The organism is Flavobacterium hercynium (assembly GCF_002217285.1).
In the GTDB taxonomy this organism is placed as follows: Bacteria; Bacteroidota; Bacteroidia; order Flavobacteriales; family Flavobacteriaceae; genus Flavobacterium; species Flavobacterium hercynium.
The window spans coordinates 373,860-392,793 of record NZ_MUGW01000008.1; the positions used below are offsets into that span (position 1 = coordinate 373,860).

Below are 18,934 nucleotides of genomic sequence, written 5' to 3' on the forward strand. Positions count from 1 at the left end.
CTATAGAATGAAAAAAACAGTTTTGATTACTGGAGCTACAAGTGGAATTGGAAAAGCTACAGCACAAATAATGGCAAAGAATCAGTACAAAATTATTCTTTGTGGCAGACGTTCAGATCGTTTGGCGACACTTGAAAAAGAACTTTCGGAATTTACAGAGGTACATTCTTTGTGTTTTGATGTTCGTGATAAAGAAGCGGTTGCTGAAAATATAAAAGCATTGCCTGCTGACTTTGCTTCGATTGATGTTTTGATTAATAATGCAGGAAACGCGCATGGTCTGGATCCTATTCAAACAGGCGATTTAGACGATTGGGATGCTATGATCGATATCAACGTAAAAGGATTGTTGTATGTTTCGAAAGTTGTAATTCCAATAATGACAGCAAAAAAATCGGGACATATCATTAATATTGGTTCTACAGCAGCAAAAGAAGTTTATCCGAATGGAAATGTTTATTGCGGAACAAAACATGCTGTTGATGCTATTACACAGGGAATGCGAATCGATTTAAATCCTTTTGGAATTAGAGTAGGTGCCATTCATCCGGGAATGGTAGCAACAGAATTTAGCGAAGTACGTTTTAAGGGTGATGTTGACCGCGCCTCAAATGTTTACAAAGGATTCGATCCGTTGCAAGCAGAAGATATCGCTGATATTATTCACTTTGTTGTATCAAGACCTTATCATGTAAATATTGCTGATTTAGTAGTTATGAGTACAGCGCAAGCTTCTTCGACAATTGTTAGAAGGGAAATTGTTTAGATTGTTAGACTGGCTTAGACTTACTTAGATTGTTGGATTTTTAGATTATTAGAATGTTAGACTGGCTTAGATTTCCTAGATTATCAGATTGTTAGATTTTAGGATTAGCTTAGATTGTTGGATTTTTTAAAGTAACTTACGCTTGAATTTGATATTCAAGATATTAATGTTTGAAAAAGTATTGAAAGATGAAAATTAGATTATTCAATAATTTAAAGAGTCTAACGATCTAAGAGATCTAAGAAGTCTAAGCCAGTCTAAAAATCTAAGAAATCTAAGTAAGTCTAAAAACAAATGATCAACAAGCGCCTTTTAATAAAAAACTTACTCGCTCATAATGATGAGAGTAGTTTTTATGATAAAAAAAGGCAGCTGAATTTGCATTCGCGTGAAGGGAAGGGAAAATTTTTGAAGCATATTTGTGCCTTATCAAATTCTAATCCTACTAATAATTCCTATATCGTAGTTGGAGTAGAAGATCATGACAATGAAATTGTTGGAGATGATTTTTTTGATGATAGCCGAATTCAGAATCTGGTAAATGCTTTTTTAGAGAATCCGCCAAAAATTCAATATGAGAATGTGCCTTTTCCAAATCTTCCAAAAGATAAAGTAATCGGTTTGGTTACGATTAAGCCTAAAAGCAAAGTTTCGTATTTTAAAAAAGGAATTCATACCATTGTAGCCAATAGTGTTTTTGTGCGACGCGGCAGTAATTCTGTCCCGATTGAAGGTGAGGTAGAGAAAAATTTTCAGAATACCGAAACCGTAATCGGAATCGAAAATAGTTCCAGAAACAGTATTCAATATACCTTAGACGGTGTAATTGATTTTATGAATTTCAGGCATAAAGATATGGCGCCTAAATATCATGTTTTTAAAGAATTATTTGTGATTTGCTGGGCTGGTGTTCCTAAAAAATCAAGAGATAAAACCTTTTTGTCCCGCGTTGATATTGAATTGATTAATGAACAAATTAAACTTTTTTATTCTGCTCAGGATGTTGTGACGATTGTTTACGATGATGATAGTTTTACAATTACTGAATATGTTCCGCTGGGTTTAAATGATAAAACTAGTTACTATCCTTTAGAACAGCAAACCATACATTTTTTTGATAATGGTTATTACAAAATAGACAGAACGATGCTTTTTCAGCCGCCTGAATTTAATAGGCGAATGTTATATCATATTTACAATTCGAATATGGTATTGCTTCAAAAATTGCAGAAAGGTCAGGTTTTATCCGAACGTGAAATGCGTGATCTTGAAAATCTGCCTTCTACGTATATGATTTGTTACTTGAATGGCTTTGATGATGCCAAACAAAAATTAATTGATGCCAAGCTACTTTTAAAGCCTTTTGGACAGGTTTATTTGTCTTTTAAAGAAGCGTTGCGAATCTTAAGAAAGATGAAATACGATTTTCAGGAAGGTTTTAAATAAACGTCTAAAATTTATTGATACCATGAGCGCAAAAATGAAATGTACACAAAATTAAAATGAAATGTACATTTTGTGAGTAAAACACAAAAGGCAAGTGGTAATTATGGTACAATTGACAGCCACATTGAAAGGAAAAATTTTACTGCTGGTAGCTCTTTTCGAATTGATACCAATAAAGGAGCTTTATATTTTCTATCCAGCGGATGCCTTTTCTCTCTCTTGTCTTAAAATTTCAAAATCCATTTTTTAGTTATTAATCAGAGAGTATTTAGTTTGTTATATCGAAATTCAAAATGTTTTATAATAGAAAAATATAATCAAACATAATATAGTGACAGTTGCTGATATTATTGTAATGTAAAGTCTAACTAGCTTTTCTCCAAAAATATTTACCCAAAAACCTGTTCTTCTCTCATAATAATTACCACTTTTGTCAATAATCCAATTCCATTTTCTAATACTCCCTATAAAAAATAAAAGCGAGATAAGAGAAACAAACAGATAAAAATATTCTGGGTTTTGTTTTATGAAGGTTGAAAAAATACCACTATATTTTGTTAAGTAATCATCCATTTTTAATAGTTTTTAAAGTTCTTTAAACTCTTAGAAATAAGTTTGTATTTAATGTATGAGCGCAAAAATGAAATGTACACAAAATTAAAATGAAATGTACATTTTGCTTTTCTGTTTTTTATTAAAAATGAACTATTTACATTATTTTTGAGTGAACCCATAAGGCAATCCATTGACTAAATAATATGCACTAAATGCCTTTATAGAGGTTTTATTGCAGATATTTAGGTCATTTGTTTTTCAAAATGTAAATTTCATTTTTTCAATTATAATACAATAAAAATTTGCGAACCTTGTCGTACGGAAATAAAATTTCTTTTGGACCATCAGCATAAGAAGCTGCTTCGTATGAATTGTAATAAAGAAGCAGTCCGTCTTCCGTATAAAAGATATTTTGAGGTAATTGAAAGGTATCATTTTCAAACATCAAACCTGTTGCGTTGATGTTTTCTTTTTCTGGTATTTGATATTTTAGGCGAAACTCTTTTTCAGCGAAAGCTCTAAATTCTGCAGGATTTTTGAAAAGTTGATTGGTGAAAATTGTTTTTCCGGTCTTAAAATCAAAAAGCAGAGATCGAAAACCCTGATATCCGTGCGCACCGCCTGTAAACGTGTAATGTTCTATTTTGATATTGAGAAGCTGATCTGACTGAAATTCGATATCTCCCGTAATTTTAGCTTCCCAGCCAAATGTTTCATTGGGGAATTTTTCATGCATTTCCTCATAATAAGATATGAAAGAATTTATGAGCTGATTGTAATCGGTTGAATTTAATTGCTTTTCTTCAAAAGAAACAATTTCTTCTACGGTACGAAAAATTTTTTTGTTAATGCTGTCCGCTACTACGGGAATATTTTGTGCTACTGGAATATCGATTGTGATTTTTGTGCAATCCTCTTTGCAGGGCAATGCAGATTGTTTTTCGAAATTCTCATTTTCAAATGAAAGTTCTTTATTACAACTTGTCAATATTGAAAACAAAAAGACTAGAAAAGTATAATGTTTCATATCTAAAGTGTTAATTATATACAAAGGTAAGTGTTGTTTCAGGATTAAAATAAATTAAGCGGTAAATTTGTATTTGATTTAAGGATTGAAAAAATGCAATCACATAAAATTAGTAATGATTAAATGTAAAAATGTAATTTTACAGTCTCAATTCATCGAGAATTATAGATGATTCATAAAAGTATAAAATAAAAATTAAAATATGAAATTCGATACAAAAGTAATACATGGTGGTCAGCATCATGATCCAAGTACAGGAGCCGTTATGCCGCCAGTATATCAGACTTCAACTTACATTCAGACAAGCCCTGGGCAGCCATTAGGTGATTATGAATATAGCCGAGCATCAAATCCAACCCGTACCGCATTAGAAAATGCTTTGGCAAGTATCGAAAATGGTACACGTGGATTGGCATTCTCATCAGGTCTTGCAGCAACAGATTGTGTTCTTAGATCTTTTAAAGCCGGTGATGAAGTAATCGCTATGGATGATTTATACGGAGGAACATACAGAATGTTCTCGAGAGTGTATAAAGATTCCGGAATTAAGTTTCACTTTGTAGACATGACTGATATTGCAAAATTGAAGTCGCTGATTAACGAAAACACAAAATTGATTTGGGTTGAAACGCCAACAAATCCATTGATGAAGTTAGCCGATATTCAGGAAATTGCAAAAATTACCAAAGAACATAAAATCTGGTTGGCTGTCGACAATACATTTGCTACACCATATTTGCAAAAACCACTTGATTTAGGAGCTGATATTGTAATGCACTCTGCTACAAAATATCTTGGAGGGCATTCAGATGTTATTGCGGGAGCTTTAATTGTAAAAGATGAAGCGTTAGGAGAACAATTGCATTTTCAACAATTCGCTACCGGAGCAACACTTGGACCAATGGACAGTTTTTTGGTTTTAAGAGGAATCAAAACACTTTCGTTACGTGTACAAAGACATTGCGAAAATGGAGAAAAAGTGGTGGAGTACTTGACGAAACATCCTAAAATAAAAACAGTTTATTACCCAGGATTGCCAAATCATCCGTTTCATGAAATTGCGAAGAAACAAATGAAAGCTTTTGGCGGAATGGTATCTTTTACTTTTGTTTCAGGTAAAAAAGAAGATTCTATTGCGTTTTTAGAAAAACTAAAAGTTTTCACTTTAGCAGAATCTTTAGGAGGAGTAGAGTCTTTGGCGAATCATCCTGCTTTAATGACACATGCTTCTATTCCTGCTGATAAAAGAGCTGAAGTTGGTATTACTGATGATTTAGTTCGATTGAGTGTTGGTATCGAAGATGCAGAAGATTTAATTGCCGATTTAGAACAGGCATTAGCATAAAAAAACAAACCCCAATTCGAAAGAGTTGGGGTTTTGCTTTTATATTTTTGATTGAATTTAGTATTCTAAGTAGTAAATGTATCCTACGTTAAACCAAACTTGAGAATCGTTCGATTTGTTTTCTTTGTAAAGCTCTTTGTTTGGATTTAAACCATCAACCCAGTCAGAATTGTATCCTTGGTAACGCGCCTCAAATACCAAATCACTCATTTCAGCTAATTTGTAATGAAATCCAACGCCGGCTGTAAGTGATAGTACAACTCCGTTTTCATTAGAAAAACCAAACTGACGACCATCAGAAGGTGTAAGGAATTTTCCAAAAGTAGTTTCAGACGTTCCTAAAGGTCCTAAAGTAGAACTTGCTTTAGTAGAATAATAACTCACCTGAAAACCTAAACTTACATAAGGGCTAATACTTCCTACTGTATGTTCGAAATCGTGAATTTTCATAAATGGAGAATATTCCATTTGTGCTCCAAGATTTACTAAAGTTGATGACCCGTGCATAGATCTAAGATGTTGTACAAGTCCTTTTCTTTTTTCTGAATCAACCCATTCTCCAAAATGATTCAATTTGGTTGTATTGAAAGATAACTCAGATCTGAATTTAAAATGTTCCGTAAAGTAATTTTCTCTATTGTTGGCAGCAGAGAAATTTATAAAATGAACAAGACCAACTCCAAACCCTGTATTTCCAATATTCGTATCAAAATTATGGCGTTCTCCATAATCTGACTGAAAAGATACAGGTCCGAAAATTATTCCTACTTCTTGCGCCAATTTAGATTGTGCGGTGGTATTTATCGATACTCCTAACAAGGTGAATATCGTGAGTATTACAGGTTTAAACATGTCTTTGGGGCTTTCAAATCGTGGCAAATATATAAAAAACCTAATCGAAACAAACATTAAATTATTAGGTATTAGAAAATAAATATTAAATTACTTAATTTGCTGATATTAATTAAATGTTATTGATATAAAATAATAAGGGAAAAATACTATTTTTGGTATTGTTTGAAAAATACACAATTCGATAGTAAAAACAAAAAAAAATAACATTGAGTAATCAATTTACTATATCTTTGTGCGTTAAAGCGAAAACGTTTTCTTAAACGATTTTCTCTTGTAAAATGGAACAAAAACAATATAATTCACGTAGAATAATTTATTTAAAAAATGGAACAAAAAATAAATGAATTTATGGCTCTTGTTGAGTCAAAAAATCCAAACGAGCCAGAATTTCTTCAAGCCGTTAGAGAATTTGCAGAAACGGTAATTCCATTTATTGCAGAAAGAAAAAAGTACGATGGAAAAAACTTACTTCTTAGAATTGCTGAACCAGAACGCTCTATCATTTTTAGAGTTCCGTGGGTAGATGATGAAGGAGAGATAGTTGTAAATAGAGGATTTAGAATTCAAATGAATTCTGCGATCGGACCATATAAAGGAGGAATTAGATTTCACCACACAGTAAATTTATCAGTTTTAAAATTTCTTGCTTTCGAACAAGTTTTTAAAAACAGTTTGACGACACTTCCAATGGGTGGTGGAAAAGGAGGTTCTGATTTCGATCCGGAAGGAAAATCTGATGGAGAGATCATGCGTTTTTGTCAATCATTCATGACAGAATTATGCCGTCATATCGGACCGGATTTAGATGTACCCGCAGGAGATATTGGTGTTGGTGCCAGAGAAATTGGTTATTTATTTGGTCAATACAAAAGAATCAGAAACGAATTTACCGGAGTTTTAACCGGAAAAGGACTTGCTTACGGAGGATCTTTGATCAGACCGGAAGCTACAGGATATGGAGTAGTTTATTTTACAGACCAAATGTTGAAAACTATTGGTCATGATATTAAAGGTAAAAGAGTTGCTATTTCAGGATTTGGAAACGTTGCTTGGGGAGTTGCATTAAAAGTAAACGAACTGGGAGGTAAAATTGTTACCATTTCTGGACCTGATGGTTATATCTATGACGAGGAAGGAATTTCTGGTGAGAAAATAGATCACATGGTTGAAATGAGAGCAACTGGTGATAACAGAGCAGAAAAATACATTCAAAAATATCCAAATGCTGTTTTCCATAAAGGAAAAAGCCCTTGGGAAGTAAAAGTAGATATCGCTATTCCATGCGCAACTCAAAATGAGTTAACAGGTGAAGATGCTCAAAAACTAATTGACAATGGTGTTTTATGTGTTACAGAAGCTGCAAACATGCCTTCTACACTTGAAGCAATTAAATTGTTCTTAGATAATAAAGTGTTATTTGCTCCTGGAAAAGCTGCAAACGCTGGTGGTGTTGCTGCTTCAGGATTAGAGATGACACAAAACTCAATTCGTTTAAACTGGACAAGCGAAGAAGTAGATTTGAGATTAAAAGATATCATGGTTGGAATTCACAACCAATGTAAAAAATACGGAGCAGGAGAAGATGGTTATGTAAACTACGTAAAAGGAGCTAACATTGCCGGATTTGTAAAAGTTGCCGATGCTATGCTTGCACAAGGTGTAGTGTAATCTTAAATACAATTTATAAAATGCCTTCAGTTTGTCTTATGATAAATTGAAGGCTTTTTTTTTATCCTGTATTTTTAAAGAATACCTTTTAAAATAACTTATCGTCATAATGCATTTGGAGTTTTATTTACAATAGAAATTCAAATACTTTCCTTTATAGTATATTTGCTTATCTGAACACATTAAATAATGAAAAAAAGATTTTTATCTGTTTTATTGCTATCGCTAATGCAATTTGTTTCTGCGCAAAATAAATTGTCATGGCAAGGATACTTTTCGTTTAACGAAATAAAAGATATTTCAGAAGGTTCGACAGCTATTTTTGCTGCTTCAGAGAATGCCGTGTTTACAAAAAACGCCACAACAAATGTGGTAAAAACCACCACCACAGTCGACGGACTTTCCGGACAGACGATTTCGGCTTTGTACCATAGCGAAACTTCAAAAAAAATGCTGGTGGGTTATGAAAATGGTTTAATGATTGTTGTGAATGAAAATGACGGAACCATCCTGAAAGTTGTTGATATTGTAAACAAACAATTGCCGCCAAATCAGAAGAAAATTAATCACTTTATGGAGCAAAACGGATTGGTCTATGTTTCGTGTGATTTTGGAATAGTGCAGTTTAATTTGAATACTTCGCAATTTGGTGACACTTATTTTATTGGTGATAACGGTGCTGAAATTAGTGTTAGACAAACAACTCTTTTTAATGGATTTATTTTTGCAGCCACGTCAAACGGAATTAGAAGAGCAAATAGTACCAATGCTAATTTAGTCGATTTTAGTCAATGGACTTTAGTTAATGCAGGAGATTGGTCCAGTGTTCAGGCTTTAGATACGGAGCTTTTGGCTATCAATGCTTCCGGAAACATTCATCGTTATAATTCAAATACATTTTTTGGATTTTTGCAGCTTTCGCAGCCTTCGGTCGATATGAGAGCTCGAAATGGCAGTCTGTTTGTAACAACGCCAAATGCGGTTTATGTTTATAACAATCAGATGGTGCTTACCCGTCAGATTTCAAATACTCAGATTTTAGATAATGCTCTAACGCTAACCTGTGCAAGCGCGGTCGGAGATGTGCTTTATATTGGAACAAAAGATAAAGGTCTTTTTTCTTCAACGCTTTCCGGAGGATCAGGTTTTCAAAACAATACGCCAAACGGACCTTTAAGAAATAATATTTTTGCATTGCAGTCTACCACAACTTCTTTATGGACAGTTTATGGAGATTACTCCGGAGCCTACAATCCTTATCCGAAAGACAGTTATGGCGTAAGTAAATTTAGTTCGGCAGGATGGCTGAATATTCCGTATGAAGAAGTTCTAGGAGCAAAATCATTAGTTAGAATTGCAGTAGATCCAAAAAATGAGAAAAACGTTTATATAGGATCGTATGATGCCGGATTGCTGAAGATTGAAAGTGAGGTTCCGACTAATTTGTACAGTACCTCCAATAGTTCTTTGAATGCCGTTCCCGGTACAAGAGATGTTTGGGTAAACGGGACAGTGTTTGATAATGCCGGAAATTTATGGATGAACAATAGTTTGGTAGATAACGGAATAAAAGTACTTAAGCCAAATGGCGATTGGGAATCCTTTGCAACTAAAGGAATAATAAGCGACGTTTCAAAATGTCCTTTTGGAAGAATGTCTATTGATAAAAATGGAACCAAATGGATGGCGACGTATAATAACGGAATTGTTGGGTTTAACGAAAAAGGAACGCTTTTCAAAAAAATAACAACAGGAGAAACCACAGGAAATTTACCTATTTCAGATGCACGTGTTGCAACTCCGGATAACAATAACCAACTCTGGATAGGAACCACAAAAGGATTGCGTGTTTTGCCTAGTGTAAATAGCTTTTTAACAGATAGCCAGTTAAACACAAGATCAATTGTTATTGTTGAAGACGATTTAGCGCAGGAATTATTGTATGAGCAATTCATTACGGATATCGTAGTAGACGGATCGAATAATAAATGGATTGGTACTGCGGATTCCGGAGTGTTTTTACTTTCTCCAAACGGACAAGAAACCAAGTATCATTTTACTATAAACAATTCGCCTTTACCTAGTAATGTCATTAATGATATAGATATTAATAGTGCAACGGGAGAAGTTTTTATTGCAACAGACAAAGGATTAGTTTCTTTTAAAGGAACATCGACTGCAGCAAATGAAAATTTAAACAACGTATATGTATATCCAAATCCGGTGCGTCCGCAGTTTTCAGGCACCGTAAAAATTGCCGGTTTGCTGGATAAAGCAAATGTAAAAATTGCAGATATTGAAGGGAACTTGGTTTTCGAAGCTATTTCGCAAGGAGGAACACTAGAATGGGATACAACCGCTTTTGGGCGTTATAAAGTGGCTTCAGGAGTTTACATGATTTTTATATCTGCTCAGGATGGCGGTGAAACCAAAGTCAAAAAAGTAATGATTATTAGATAATATTTGCTAAGCTGATCATGTATACTAAAAACTGTTTTGATTTTTTGAGATTCTTTTTTGCGGCAAATGTTGTGTTTTCACATCTTGGCGAGCTTTCTCAAAATGAAAACTTATCTTTTTTGTCAAATTTCTTCAGTGCAATAATAGGCGTTAAAGGATTTTTTGTGATAAGCGGTTTTCTAGTTGCCAAAAGTTACGTCAATACCCCCTCTTTAAAACAATATTTTGTAAAAAGAGCTAAAAGAATTTTGCCTGCCTACGTTGTTGTAATTATACTCTCAACAATTATTTTAGCCTTCTTTAGTCGTTACAGTATTGCTCAATATTTTTCAGATAGCGGAGTATATCAATATTTAGGGTGGAATTTGATTTTTTTAAATTTTATGCACCCTTGCTTACCGGGACTTTTCGAGAGTAATTTTGTTTGCTCAGTAAACGGAGCATTGTGGACATTAAAAATTGAAGAAGGTTTTTATGTTGTTTTGCCGCTTATATTTTATTGTATTAAAAAATCCAAGAAAGCTTTTTTGGTGTTGGTAGGTCTTTATGTCTTATCGATTTTGTATTGGCTTCTAATGGATTTTTACTTGAATAAACCTTTACTGGCGAAACAGCTTCCAGGCTATTTGTGCTATTTCGTAACCGGAATAATGCTTTTTTTGAACTTTAGTTTTATGATGAAGAACAGGATATCGTTAGCAATAATAGCAACTATTATATTACTCTTGTTTTATTATTCGAATATTAGAATGGGTATGTTGTATCCTGCTGCGTTTGGAGTTTTAATAATTATTGTTGCTTACAGTTTTTCGTTTTTTAATAATTTCGGAAAATATGGGGATTTCACGTATGGTATTTACATTTATCATTTTCCAATAATTCAGCTTTTGAGACAGTACAATTGGTTCGAAAAATACAATCCTTTTGTTGTTTCAATTGGAGCGATTTTACTCACCTTGGTTTTTGCTATTCTTTCCTGGTTTGTTGTAGAAAAAAGATTTTTAGATCGATTTAAAAATAATAGTTTAAAGCAAGTTGAGTCAGTATGTTAGTAAAAACCAAAGCAATTGTTATTTCGTCCCTGAAGTTTCAGGAGAAAAGTTTGATTGTAAAATGTTTTACACTTTCAAACGGTCTTAAGTCTTACTTCGTTCGCGATGCGTTTTCGACTCGTAAAGCCAGCCAGAAAATTGCCTATTTTCAGCCTTTGTCGATTCTTGAAATAGAAGCCGTTCATAAAAACAAAGGAACTTTAGAGAATTTTAAAGAAATAAAAACGGCAGTTCCTTTTCAGAGTATTCATACGGATATTGTAAAAAGTACCATGGTCATGTTTTTATCTGAAATGCTTCATTATTCCATACAAGAAGAAGAAAAGAACGAATCACTTTTCATGTTTTTAGAAACTGCCTTAACATGGCTCGATCATCATGATGATATTTCTAATTTCCATTTGATTTTACTTTTAGAAACTACAAAATATTTGGGTTTTTATCCGGATATTTCAGATATCGATTTGCCTTATTTTGAAATGATCGAAGGCATTTTCACGCCCTTTCATGGATCGACCGCGCTTACAGATCATGAAACAACATTGTTTAAAAAGTTAATTGATTTAAAGTTTGACAACAGTCAAAAAGTATTTCACGTTATCGAAAGACAAATATTGCTTAAAGTTTTGATTGACTATTATAGTTTTCATCTGGATGGATTTAAAAAGCCCAAATCACTTGATGTTTTGAAGGAGATATTTTCTTAAAAACGGAATGGTAAATGTTATATATTTGGCTAGCCAAAAACGCCTTTTATATGAAAAGAATAACTACTCTTTTTCTCCTTTTTTTAGTTCAAATTGTATTTTCCCAATCGGTTGATTTAGATCCGTATCATTTTAATTTGTCTTATGTCAGATTGCCTTTTAGTCCGGTTTTAGAGAAGCAAAACAGAACTTTTTCGGTAAAAATTAAAGCAGATGGTATTCCCACTTTTAATATAGAAGAAGGTTATATTTCAGATGATATAATAATAGACGGTTTTAAAAATGTTCCTGAAAACGGATATTTCTCTATTTCAGTTTCTTTGTATGAACCCTCTATTGCTTCGAGCGAAATTAAAAGAATCGTAAGGAAGGAAAAAGATGTATATGGTGTCGAGCAGACAATAATAACGTATAAAGCTATCGTTAACTGTAAAGAAAGAGGTAGTTATAAATTGGACTGTGCTGGTGATCCTTCTTTTAACCGATTGTTTAGTTTAGATCGTGAGTATACGCTGGAAAGAGATTGTAATAATCCTGATGAAGGTAAGGCATTTGTGGTCGCTGTACTAAAAACGATTGGAAATGATTTTCTAGAGTCGGTAGCTTCCAATATAACTGAACAACTGAGTGGTAGTTATGGTTTTGTAATTCAGCAAACTACAGATTTTTTGTGGATTTTAGATTCTAAAAAACATCCTGAATTTGATAATAGTAAAAAGGCTTTGACTGATATTCGTGCCGCCTTCAATAAAATGCGTTACAATCAGGAAATTACACCAGTAAAGGTAGAATTAGACAAAACGATTCAATATCTCAAAGCCATTGACACGAGATTTACTGCTGAAGATAGAAAGGATAAAAAGTTGCGTTACAGTGCCTACTATAATTTAGCAACGATTTATTATTATTTAGACATGCCTGATGAGTCTGATATTTGGTGTAATAAATTAATAGCAAATAAATATGATGCGTCAGATGGTGAAGGAATGAAAGCCAGAAATGAAACATTACGAAAACGTTTTGCAATTAATAAAATTACTACCACACATCTCGATGTTGAGCCCCGAACAAATGGGATTGTTGATAATAGTAATGATGATAAAGCGGTAGGAGCAAATCATTCTTTTAAAGAGGATAAAGAATATGGTTTAGTAAAACTTGTTCTAAAAACGAATGATACTATTTCTGCTTACACTAAATTAAGTAAGCTATTAAATTTAGATCAAATAATAAAGGTTAGCATTCCAGATTCAAATGGGCTTCATGTTGCTTTTAAAACATTCAATGCAAGTGATGTTTCCAATGTAATTGTTGGAGAATACGATTTTTACAGTACCGTTTCTTTCAAAGCGGCAACGCAGGTTTCCGGAGGAGGACAACCTGTAGCGAGGTTCGTGAGAGATGTTTTAAACGGAAAAACTATTTCTTTGTATGAATGTTATAACGGAGAAATTATTATAAAAAAACAAGGTGATCAACATGGAGCTTCGACGAGTTCTGTAGGCTGGCAAATGAATACGAGAACTAAGTTTATAGAATTAGCCAGATCATGTCCAAAATTAGCTGCAAGAGCCAATAAAAATGAATTTGGAAATGATTTAAATTCGTTACGCGTTTTTGTAGAAGCGCTGGATATGTGTAAATGATAAAATAGAAATACTTAGAAAACTCTAGTCACAGACTGTTGTTTTTTAGTTATCGCAAAGTTAAGTTTTGGTCTGAAAATTTGATGAAGCCTGACTTTTTTTGCATAATCTATTATAAATTTACCGTCTTGACGCTTTTTTTGTTCATCTTTTCTCTATTTCCCTCAAAATTCCTTACTTTCGCACCTCGTTTAAGAAAAGGATAAAATGAGCACAAAATTTACTGAATACAAAGGACTTGACTTGCCAACAGTAGCGTCAGAAGTTCTTGATTTTTGGAAGAAAGAAAATATATTTGAAAAGAGTGTAACTACTCGCGAAGGTGCTGAGCCTTACGTATTTTTTGAAGGTCCGCCTTCTGCAAACGGATTGCCGGGAATTCATCACGTTATGGCGCGTGCCATTAAAGATATTTTTTGTCGTTATAAAACTCAAAAAGGTTTTCAGGTAAAAAGAAAAGCCGGATGGGATACGCACGGTTTACCTGTAGAATTAGGTACCGAAAAAGAACTTGGAATTACAAAAGAAGATATTGGTAAAACGATTTCTATAGAAGAATATAACGAAGCGTGTAAAAAAACCGTAATGCGTTATACTGACGTATGGAATGACCTGACTGAAAAAATGGGATATTGGGTTGATATGGAAGATCCGTATGTGACTTATAAACCAAAATATATGGAGTCTGTTTGGTGGCTTTTGAAACAAATCTATGATAAAGGTTTGTTGTACAAAGGATACACAATTCAGCCTTATTCTCCAAAAGCCGGAACAGGATTGTCTTCTCATGAAGTAAATCAGCCGGGTGCTTATCGTGATGTTACAGATACTACAATTGTAGCACAGTTTAAAACACTTCCGGAAACATTGCCTTCATTTTTGCAAGGTTTTGGAGATGTTCATTTCATAGCCTGGACAACAACACCATGGACATTACCATCAAATACCGCTTTAACAGTTGGTCCTAAAATAGATTATGTTTTAGTAAAAACATTCAATCAATATACTTTTGAACCTGTAAATGTAGTTTTGGCTAAAAATTTAGTTGGAAAACAATTCGGAAAAGGATTTTTTGCAAGTGAAGACGATGCAGATTTTGAAAAAGTAAAAAATGGAGACAAACAACTTCCATTCAGAATTCTAGCTGAAGCAAAAGGGATTGATTTAGTTGATATTCGTTACGAACAATTATTACCTTATGTATTGCCGTATCAAAATGCTGAAAATGCATTTAGAGTAATTGCTGGCGATTTTGTTACTACAGAAGACGGAACTGGAATTGTACATACCGCTCCAACATTTGGTGCAGAGGATGCTAAGGCTGCTAAAGAAGCTAAACCTGAAGTTCCGCCAATGTTAGTTTTGGACGAAAATGGAACAGCAGTTCCTTTAGTTGATTTACAAGGAAGATTTACTTCGCATTTAGGTGAACTTGCCGGTAAATATGTTAAAAACGAATATTATGATGCGGGACAAGCTCCAGAACGTTCTGTAGATGTTGAGATCGCAATTCGTTTAAAAGAAGAAAATAAAGCCTTTAAGGTTGAAAAATACGTACATAGTTATCCACACAGCTGGAGAACTGATGAACCGTTATTATATTATCCACTAGATTCCTGGTTCATAAAAGTAACCGATGTAAAAGATAGAATGTTCGACCTGAACGAAACTATCAACTGGAAGCCTAAATCTACTGGTGAAGGACGTTTTGGAAATTGGTTGAAAAATGCCAACGACTGGAATTTATCTCGTTCTAGATATTGGGGAATTCCATTGCCAATTTGGAGAACTGAAGACAAAAAAGAAGAAGTTCTGATTGGTTCTGTTGAAGAATTGTACAATGCGATTGAGAAATCTATCGAAGCAGGTTTTCAAAAAGAAAATCCGTTTAAAGGTTTTGAAATTGGAAACATGTCAGAGGCTAATTACGATCTAATCGATTTGCATAAAAATGTAGTCGATGAAATTATTTTAGTTTCGGCTTCCGGACAGCCAATGAAGCGTGAAAGCGACTTAATTGATGTTTGGTTCGATTCTGGAGCGATGCCTTATGCACAATGGCATTACCCTTTTGAGAATAAAGATAAAATCGACGAGAATAAAGACTTTCCTGCGAATTTCATTGCAGAAGGTGTCGATCAGACTCGTGGATGGTTTTATACGTTACATGCTATCGGAACATTAGTTTTTGATAAAGTAGCTTATAAAAATGTAGTTTCGAATGGTTTAGTTTTGGATAAAAACGGGCAAAAAATGTCGAAACGTTTAGGAAATGCAACAGATCCTTTTGAAACTATTAAGGAATATGGTCCTGATGCTACCCGTTGGTACATGATTTCAAATGCAAACCCTTGGGATAACCTTAAGTTTGATATTGAAGGAATTGCTGAGGTTCGCAGAAAATTCTTCGGAACTTTATACAACACTTATTCATTCTTTTCGTTATATGCCAATATAGATGGATTTAAGTATGAAGAAGCAGAAATTCCGTTAAACGAAAGACCTGAAATTGATCAGTGGATTATATCTGAATTACATTCATTAATAAAATTTGTTGACGAATGTTATGAAGATTATGAGCCTACAAAAGCAGCAAGAGCAATTTCTGATTTCGTTCAGGAAAATCTTAGTAACTGGTATGTTCGTTTATGTCGTCGTCGTTTCTGGAAAGGTGAATATGCTCATGATAAAATAGCAGCGTATCAAACGCTTTATACTTGCTTGTTGACAATAAGTAAATTAAGCGCTCCTATCGCTCCTTTTTTCATGGATAAATTATATAGAGATTTAACGATTTCTACAGAATCTGAGAAATTTGCCAGTGTTCACTTGGCTGAGTTTCCAAAATTTGTCGAAAACTTTGTTAATAAAACGTTGGAAAGCAAAATGCAGAAAGCGCAGACGATCTCATCTTTGGTTTTATCACTACGTAAAAAAGAGATGATAAAAGTGCGTCAGCCTTTGCAAAAGGTAATGATTCCGGTACTTGACGATAATCAGCGTGCTGAAATCGAAGCTATTTCCGAGCTTGTTAAAGCAGAGGTAAACGTTAAGGAAATTACCCTTTTAGACGATGCTTCAGGTATTTTAGTAAAACAGATTAAACCTAATTTTAAAACTTTAGGACCACGATTCGGTAAAGATATGGGGTTGATTTCTAAGGAGATACAAAGTTTTTCGTCTGAGCAGATTAACAAATTAGATAAGGAAGGAAGCTTAAGTATTGTTATTGCTGGAAATAGCGTAACTTTATCATTAGAAGACGTCGAAATAACATCTCAGGACATCGAAGGCTGGTTGGTTGCAAATTCAAACGGAATTACAGTTGCGCTTGACATCACCATAACAGACGAATTAAAAAGTGAAGGTATCGCCAGAGAGTTAGTAAACAGAATTCAAAACATCCGTAAAGATTCCGGTTTTGAGGTTACGGATAAGATTAAAGTGCAATTAAAAAGAAATGGTCTTTTAGAAGAAGCCATTCTTAAAAACGAAGACTACATTAAGTCTGAAACATTAACAGATGATTTGGTTTTTGTGGACCATTTAGACAATGGCACAGAAATTGAATTTGATGATATTAAAACGATGATATTAATTTCAAAATAGTTTAACATGATAGATGAAATTACAAGATACTCTGATGCTGATTTAGCAGAGTTTAAAGAAATAATCCAAATAAAAATACAAAAAGCACAAGCCGATCTGGATTTAATAAAAAGTGCTTATATGAATGATTTGAATAATGGAACTGATGATACATCGCCAACATTCAAAGCTTTTGAAGAAGGAAGCGAAACAATGTCAAAAGAAGCAAACTCACAGTTAGCTATCAGACAGGAAAAGTTTATTCGCGATCTGAAAAATGCATTATTCCGTGTAGAAAATAAAACGTACGGTATTTGTAAAGTAACAGGTAAATTAATTGGCAAAGAAAGGCTTAAAATTGTACCTCACGCTACTATGAGTATCGAAGCTAAAAATCTTCAACGATAACATATTAAAAACGCTCCATTTGGAGCGTTTTTTTTTGTTTTGATAAAGACCTGAGATGGCTTTTGAGAATATTTTTTAGATTGTACTAAAAGATCTAATGTTTGTTGTGGTAAAAATTAATTAGAACCGTCCTGCATAAGTGCAGTTCTGATTAACTTAAACATGGTTTACGATAGACTTTTTTCCAATTCTGCTTTGTGTTTTCTCAATACCGCTCTCGTCATCCCTAAATTCGCTTTGCTGGAATCAGCCGCAAGATAGATCATGAATTTTTTGTTAGGTGAAATGTCAATAATGTGAATTTGATTTGTTAGGGTAATCAAAATGTCTTCGATGTCCTGATTTAAATTCAAAGCATTTACAGCATTAATTTTTGCTTTTACAACCTCTAAGTTGTAAGCAGCAGCAAGTTCCGGGTCAAACGACGGGACTACTGTTACATTCCCATAGCTCAATCCTGATTGGATTTCGATTACAGCAACAGCAATAAAGCCGTTTACGTTTGTTTTGATTTCATTCAAAAACACGTTTAAAAAGTCGTTACTCATAATTAGATAGATTTGTGATTAATTAGGTGGGTATTTTATTTTAATATGGAATTTTTACTTAATTCTGCTGCAAGTTCATCTGTTGTACGCATTAACAAGCCAAGATTACTGCCGTCTCTTGTGAAAGCAACCACAAAGTTAGACGCATTTATTTTGTTTCCAATAACAACCCCTTCTGAGGTTTTTAGAAATAATTGCTTTAGGGTGCCTTTTCCAATGTCGGCAAGAAATTTATCGCTCATAGATAAAATCGCAGCAGTCATGGCAGCAACACTGTCTCCATAGTCGAGATGCAAGGAAGTGATTAATTTTCCTTTTTCATTTAATACTAAAGCCGCGGAAGATTTTGTGTTCAGCAAAAAATCATTTAGGGTAGAGTTAATTTCATTCATTTTTGTGGCGTTTGAGGAGTTGTTAAAAATAGGCACTATTACTACTATATTTCAGCTAATGTGTTTATTTTGTTGAAACTAGTGTTAATTTTCCTAACAAATATAAATTAAATTATGTATCATTGTAGCTCCAAATCGTTAAATAATTTTATTTTTTACTGTAAAAAACTTACATTATGGCTAAAGTGTTGAAAATCAAGGATGTTAACTCTGATGTTGAAAAAAGAATGAAGGAATTCGAAAAGATTAGAGCGAACTTAAAAACGCAGATTGCGAAAGATTCCGGTGTAAAAAAAGATAGTAAAGGCTTGCTAAAGTCGATATCAGATTTTTTTGCAGATAGTCCAAAAAATGACCTTAAAGCAATTGAAAAAAAATAAGTTTTATTTCTTTTGCTTAGAATGAAGTAATGTGAATACAATGTAAAACAATAAAAATGCCCTTAATAGCGTTGAACATGCCCCAAAAAGT

The 18,934-nt window shown here is 33.6% G+C and carries 16 protein-coding genes; 11 read left to right on the plus strand and 5 right to left on the minus strand.

What is annotated here, in order from left to right; all coding sequences use genetic code 11:
* The first annotated feature begins 7 nt into the window (after positions 1-7).
* A complete protein-coding gene (locus B0A66_RS04480) occupies positions 8-766 on the plus strand; it encodes an SDR family NAD(P)-dependent oxidoreductase (RefSeq protein WP_089048676.1) in 759 nt (252 codons plus the stop codon).
* A gap of 294 nt (positions 767-1,060) precedes the next feature.
* On the plus strand, positions 1,061-2,212 hold the full coding sequence (locus tag B0A66_RS04485) for an ATP-binding protein (RefSeq protein ID WP_089048647.1): 1,152 nt from the start codon (positions 1,061-1,063) through the stop codon (positions 2,210-2,212).
* A gap of 288 nt (positions 2,213-2,500) precedes the next feature.
* On the opposite strand, the gene B0A66_RS04490 is transcribed toward B0A66_RS04485, so the two are convergent.
* Together B0A66_RS04490 and B0A66_RS04495 are read right to left on the minus strand one after the other, a co-directional pair.
* Positions 2,501-2,785: an immunity 17 family protein gene (locus B0A66_RS04490; protein WP_089048648.1), complete on the minus strand. Its 285-nt coding sequence runs from the start codon at positions 2,783-2,785 to the stop codon at positions 2,501-2,503.
* 262 nt (positions 2,786-3,047) lie between these two features.
* On the minus strand, positions 3,048-3,794 hold the full coding sequence (locus B0A66_RS04495; protein ID WP_089048649.1) for a DUF3298 and DUF4163 domain-containing protein: 747 nt from the start codon (positions 3,792-3,794) through the stop codon (positions 3,048-3,050).
* Positions 3,795-3,996: 202 nt separating this feature from the next.
* Here B0A66_RS04495 and B0A66_RS04500 point away from each other — a divergent pair, with 202 nt between their 5' ends.
* Positions 3,997-5,139 carry a cystathionine gamma-synthase gene (locus B0A66_RS04500; RefSeq protein ID WP_089048650.1) on the plus strand — a complete coding sequence of 381 codons (1,143 nt, stop codon included), beginning with the start codon at positions 3,997-3,999 and terminating at the stop codon, positions 5,137-5,139.
* Positions 5,140-5,196: 57 nt separating this feature from the next.
* Here B0A66_RS04500 and B0A66_RS04505 read toward each other — a convergent pair whose 3' ends face one another.
* Positions 5,197-5,991: a THC0290_0291 family protein gene (locus B0A66_RS04505; protein ID WP_089048651.1), complete on the minus strand. Its 795-nt coding sequence runs from the start codon at positions 5,989-5,991 to the stop codon at positions 5,197-5,199.
* A gap of 327 nt (positions 5,992-6,318) precedes the next feature.
* Between B0A66_RS04505 and gdhA the strand changes: the two genes are divergently transcribed.
* The 7 genes from gdhA to B0A66_RS04540 all read left to right on the plus strand — a co-directional run bounded on the left by gdhA (position 6,319) and on the right by B0A66_RS04540 (position 17,523).
* Complete coding sequence (gene gdhA / locus B0A66_RS04510; RefSeq protein WP_089048652.1) at positions 6,319-7,662, plus strand: NADP-specific glutamate dehydrogenase; 1,344 nt, start codon at positions 6,319-6,321, stop codon at positions 7,660-7,662.
* 189 nt (positions 7,663-7,851) lie between these two features.
* Positions 7,852-10,122: a type IX secretion system anionic LPS delivery protein PorZ gene (porZ, locus tag B0A66_RS04515; RefSeq protein WP_089048653.1), complete on the plus strand. Its 2,271-nt coding sequence runs from the start codon at positions 7,852-7,854 to the stop codon at positions 10,120-10,122.
* Positions 10,123-10,139: 17 nt separating this feature from the next.
* On the plus strand, positions 10,140-11,174 hold the full coding sequence (locus B0A66_RS04520; RefSeq protein ID WP_089048654.1) for an acyltransferase family protein: 1,035 nt from the start codon (positions 10,140-10,142) through the stop codon (positions 11,172-11,174).
* Complete coding sequence (gene recO / locus B0A66_RS04525) at positions 11,168-11,881, plus strand: DNA repair protein RecO (protein ID WP_089048655.1); 714 nt, start codon at positions 11,168-11,170, stop codon at positions 11,879-11,881. Before B0A66_RS04520 ends, recO begins: the two co-directional genes overlap by 7 nt.
* A 50-nt stretch (positions 11,882-11,931) precedes the next feature.
* Complete coding sequence (locus B0A66_RS04530) at positions 11,932-13,527, plus strand: hypothetical protein (protein ID WP_123868204.1); 1,596 nt, start codon at positions 11,932-11,934, stop codon at positions 13,525-13,527.
* A 207-nt stretch (positions 13,528-13,734) separates the two neighbouring features.
* Entirely contained in the window at positions 13,735-17,136 is a 3,402-nt protein-coding gene (gene ileS, locus B0A66_RS04535) for an isoleucine--tRNA ligase (protein ID WP_089048657.1), read from the plus strand.
* 6 nt (positions 17,137-17,142) lie between these two features.
* The gene (locus B0A66_RS04540) at positions 17,143-17,523 is read left to right on the plus strand and encodes a TraR/DksA family transcriptional regulator (protein ID WP_089048658.1); all 381 of its coding nucleotides are present in this window, start codon (positions 17,143-17,145) and stop codon (positions 17,521-17,523) included.
* A gap of 167 nt (positions 17,524-17,690) precedes the next feature.
* Here the strand turns inward: B0A66_RS04540 and B0A66_RS04545 are convergent, their stop codons facing one another.
* Together B0A66_RS04545 and B0A66_RS04550 are read right to left on the minus strand one after the other, a co-directional pair.
* Positions 17,691-18,071, minus strand: a complete 381-nt coding sequence (locus B0A66_RS04545; protein ID WP_089048659.1) for a hypothetical protein — start codon at positions 18,069-18,071, stop codon at positions 17,691-17,693.
* Between the two features lie 35 nt (positions 18,072-18,106).
* On the minus strand, positions 18,107-18,463 hold the full coding sequence (locus B0A66_RS04550; RefSeq protein ID WP_089048660.1) for a roadblock/LC7 domain-containing protein: 357 nt from the start codon (positions 18,461-18,463) through the stop codon (positions 18,107-18,109).
* Positions 18,464-18,639: 176 nt separating this feature from the next.
* Here B0A66_RS04550 and B0A66_RS04555 point away from each other — a divergent pair, with 176 nt between their 5' ends.
* Positions 18,640-18,843, plus strand: a complete 204-nt coding sequence (locus B0A66_RS04555; protein ID WP_089048661.1) for a hypothetical protein — start codon at positions 18,640-18,642, stop codon at positions 18,841-18,843.
* Positions 18,844-18,934 lie beyond the last annotated feature (91 nt).

Excerpts from the sequence above, each read along its gene's own strand:
- B0A66_RS04485 (WP_089048647.1), top strand. The coding sequence starts at position 1,061 with ATGATCAACAAGCGCCTTTTAATAAAAAACTTACTCGCTCATAATGAT.
- recO (WP_089048655.1), top strand. The coding sequence starts at position 11,168 with ATGTTAGTAAAAACCAAAGCAATTGTTATTTCGTCCCTGAAGTTTCAG.
- ileS (WP_089048657.1), top strand. The coding sequence starts at position 13,735 with ATGAGCACAAAATTTACTGAATACAAAGGACTTGACTTGCCAACAGTA.
- B0A66_RS04545 (WP_089048659.1), bottom strand. The coding sequence starts at position 18,071 with ATGAGTAACGACTTTTTAAACGTGTTTTTGAATGAAATCAAAACAAAC.
- B0A66_RS04490 (WP_089048648.1), bottom strand. The coding sequence starts at position 2,785 with ATGGATGATTACTTAACAAAATATAGTGGTATTTTTTCAACCTTCATA.
- porZ (WP_089048653.1), top strand. The coding sequence starts at position 7,852 with ATGAAAAAAAGATTTTTATCTGTTTTATTGCTATCGCTAATGCAATTT.
- B0A66_RS04480 (WP_089048676.1), top strand. The coding sequence starts at position 8 with ATGAAAAAAACAGTTTTGATTACTGGAGCTACAAGTGGAATTGGAAAA.
- gdhA (WP_089048652.1), top strand. The coding sequence starts at position 6,319 with ATGGAACAAAAAATAAATGAATTTATGGCTCTTGTTGAGTCAAAAAAT.
- B0A66_RS04500 (WP_089048650.1), top strand. The coding sequence starts at position 3,997 with ATGAAATTCGATACAAAAGTAATACATGGTGGTCAGCATCATGATCCA.
- B0A66_RS04555 (WP_089048661.1), top strand. The coding sequence starts at position 18,640 with ATGGCTAAAGTGTTGAAAATCAAGGATGTTAACTCTGATGTTGAAAAA.
- B0A66_RS04540 (WP_089048658.1), top strand. The coding sequence starts at position 17,143 with ATGATAGATGAAATTACAAGATACTCTGATGCTGATTTAGCAGAGTTT.
- B0A66_RS04520 (WP_089048654.1), top strand. The coding sequence starts at position 10,140 with ATGTATACTAAAAACTGTTTTGATTTTTTGAGATTCTTTTTTGCGGCA.
- B0A66_RS04530 (WP_123868204.1), top strand. The coding sequence starts at position 11,932 with ATGAAAAGAATAACTACTCTTTTTCTCCTTTTTTTAGTTCAAATTGTA.
- B0A66_RS04495 (WP_089048649.1), bottom strand. The coding sequence starts at position 3,794 with ATGAAACATTATACTTTTCTAGTCTTTTTGTTTTCAATATTGACAAGT.
- B0A66_RS04550 (WP_089048660.1), bottom strand. The coding sequence starts at position 18,463 with ATGAATGAAATTAACTCTACCCTAAATGATTTTTTGCTGAACACAAAA.
- B0A66_RS04505 (WP_089048651.1), bottom strand. The coding sequence starts at position 5,991 with ATGTTTAAACCTGTAATACTCACGATATTCACCTTGTTAGGAGTATCG.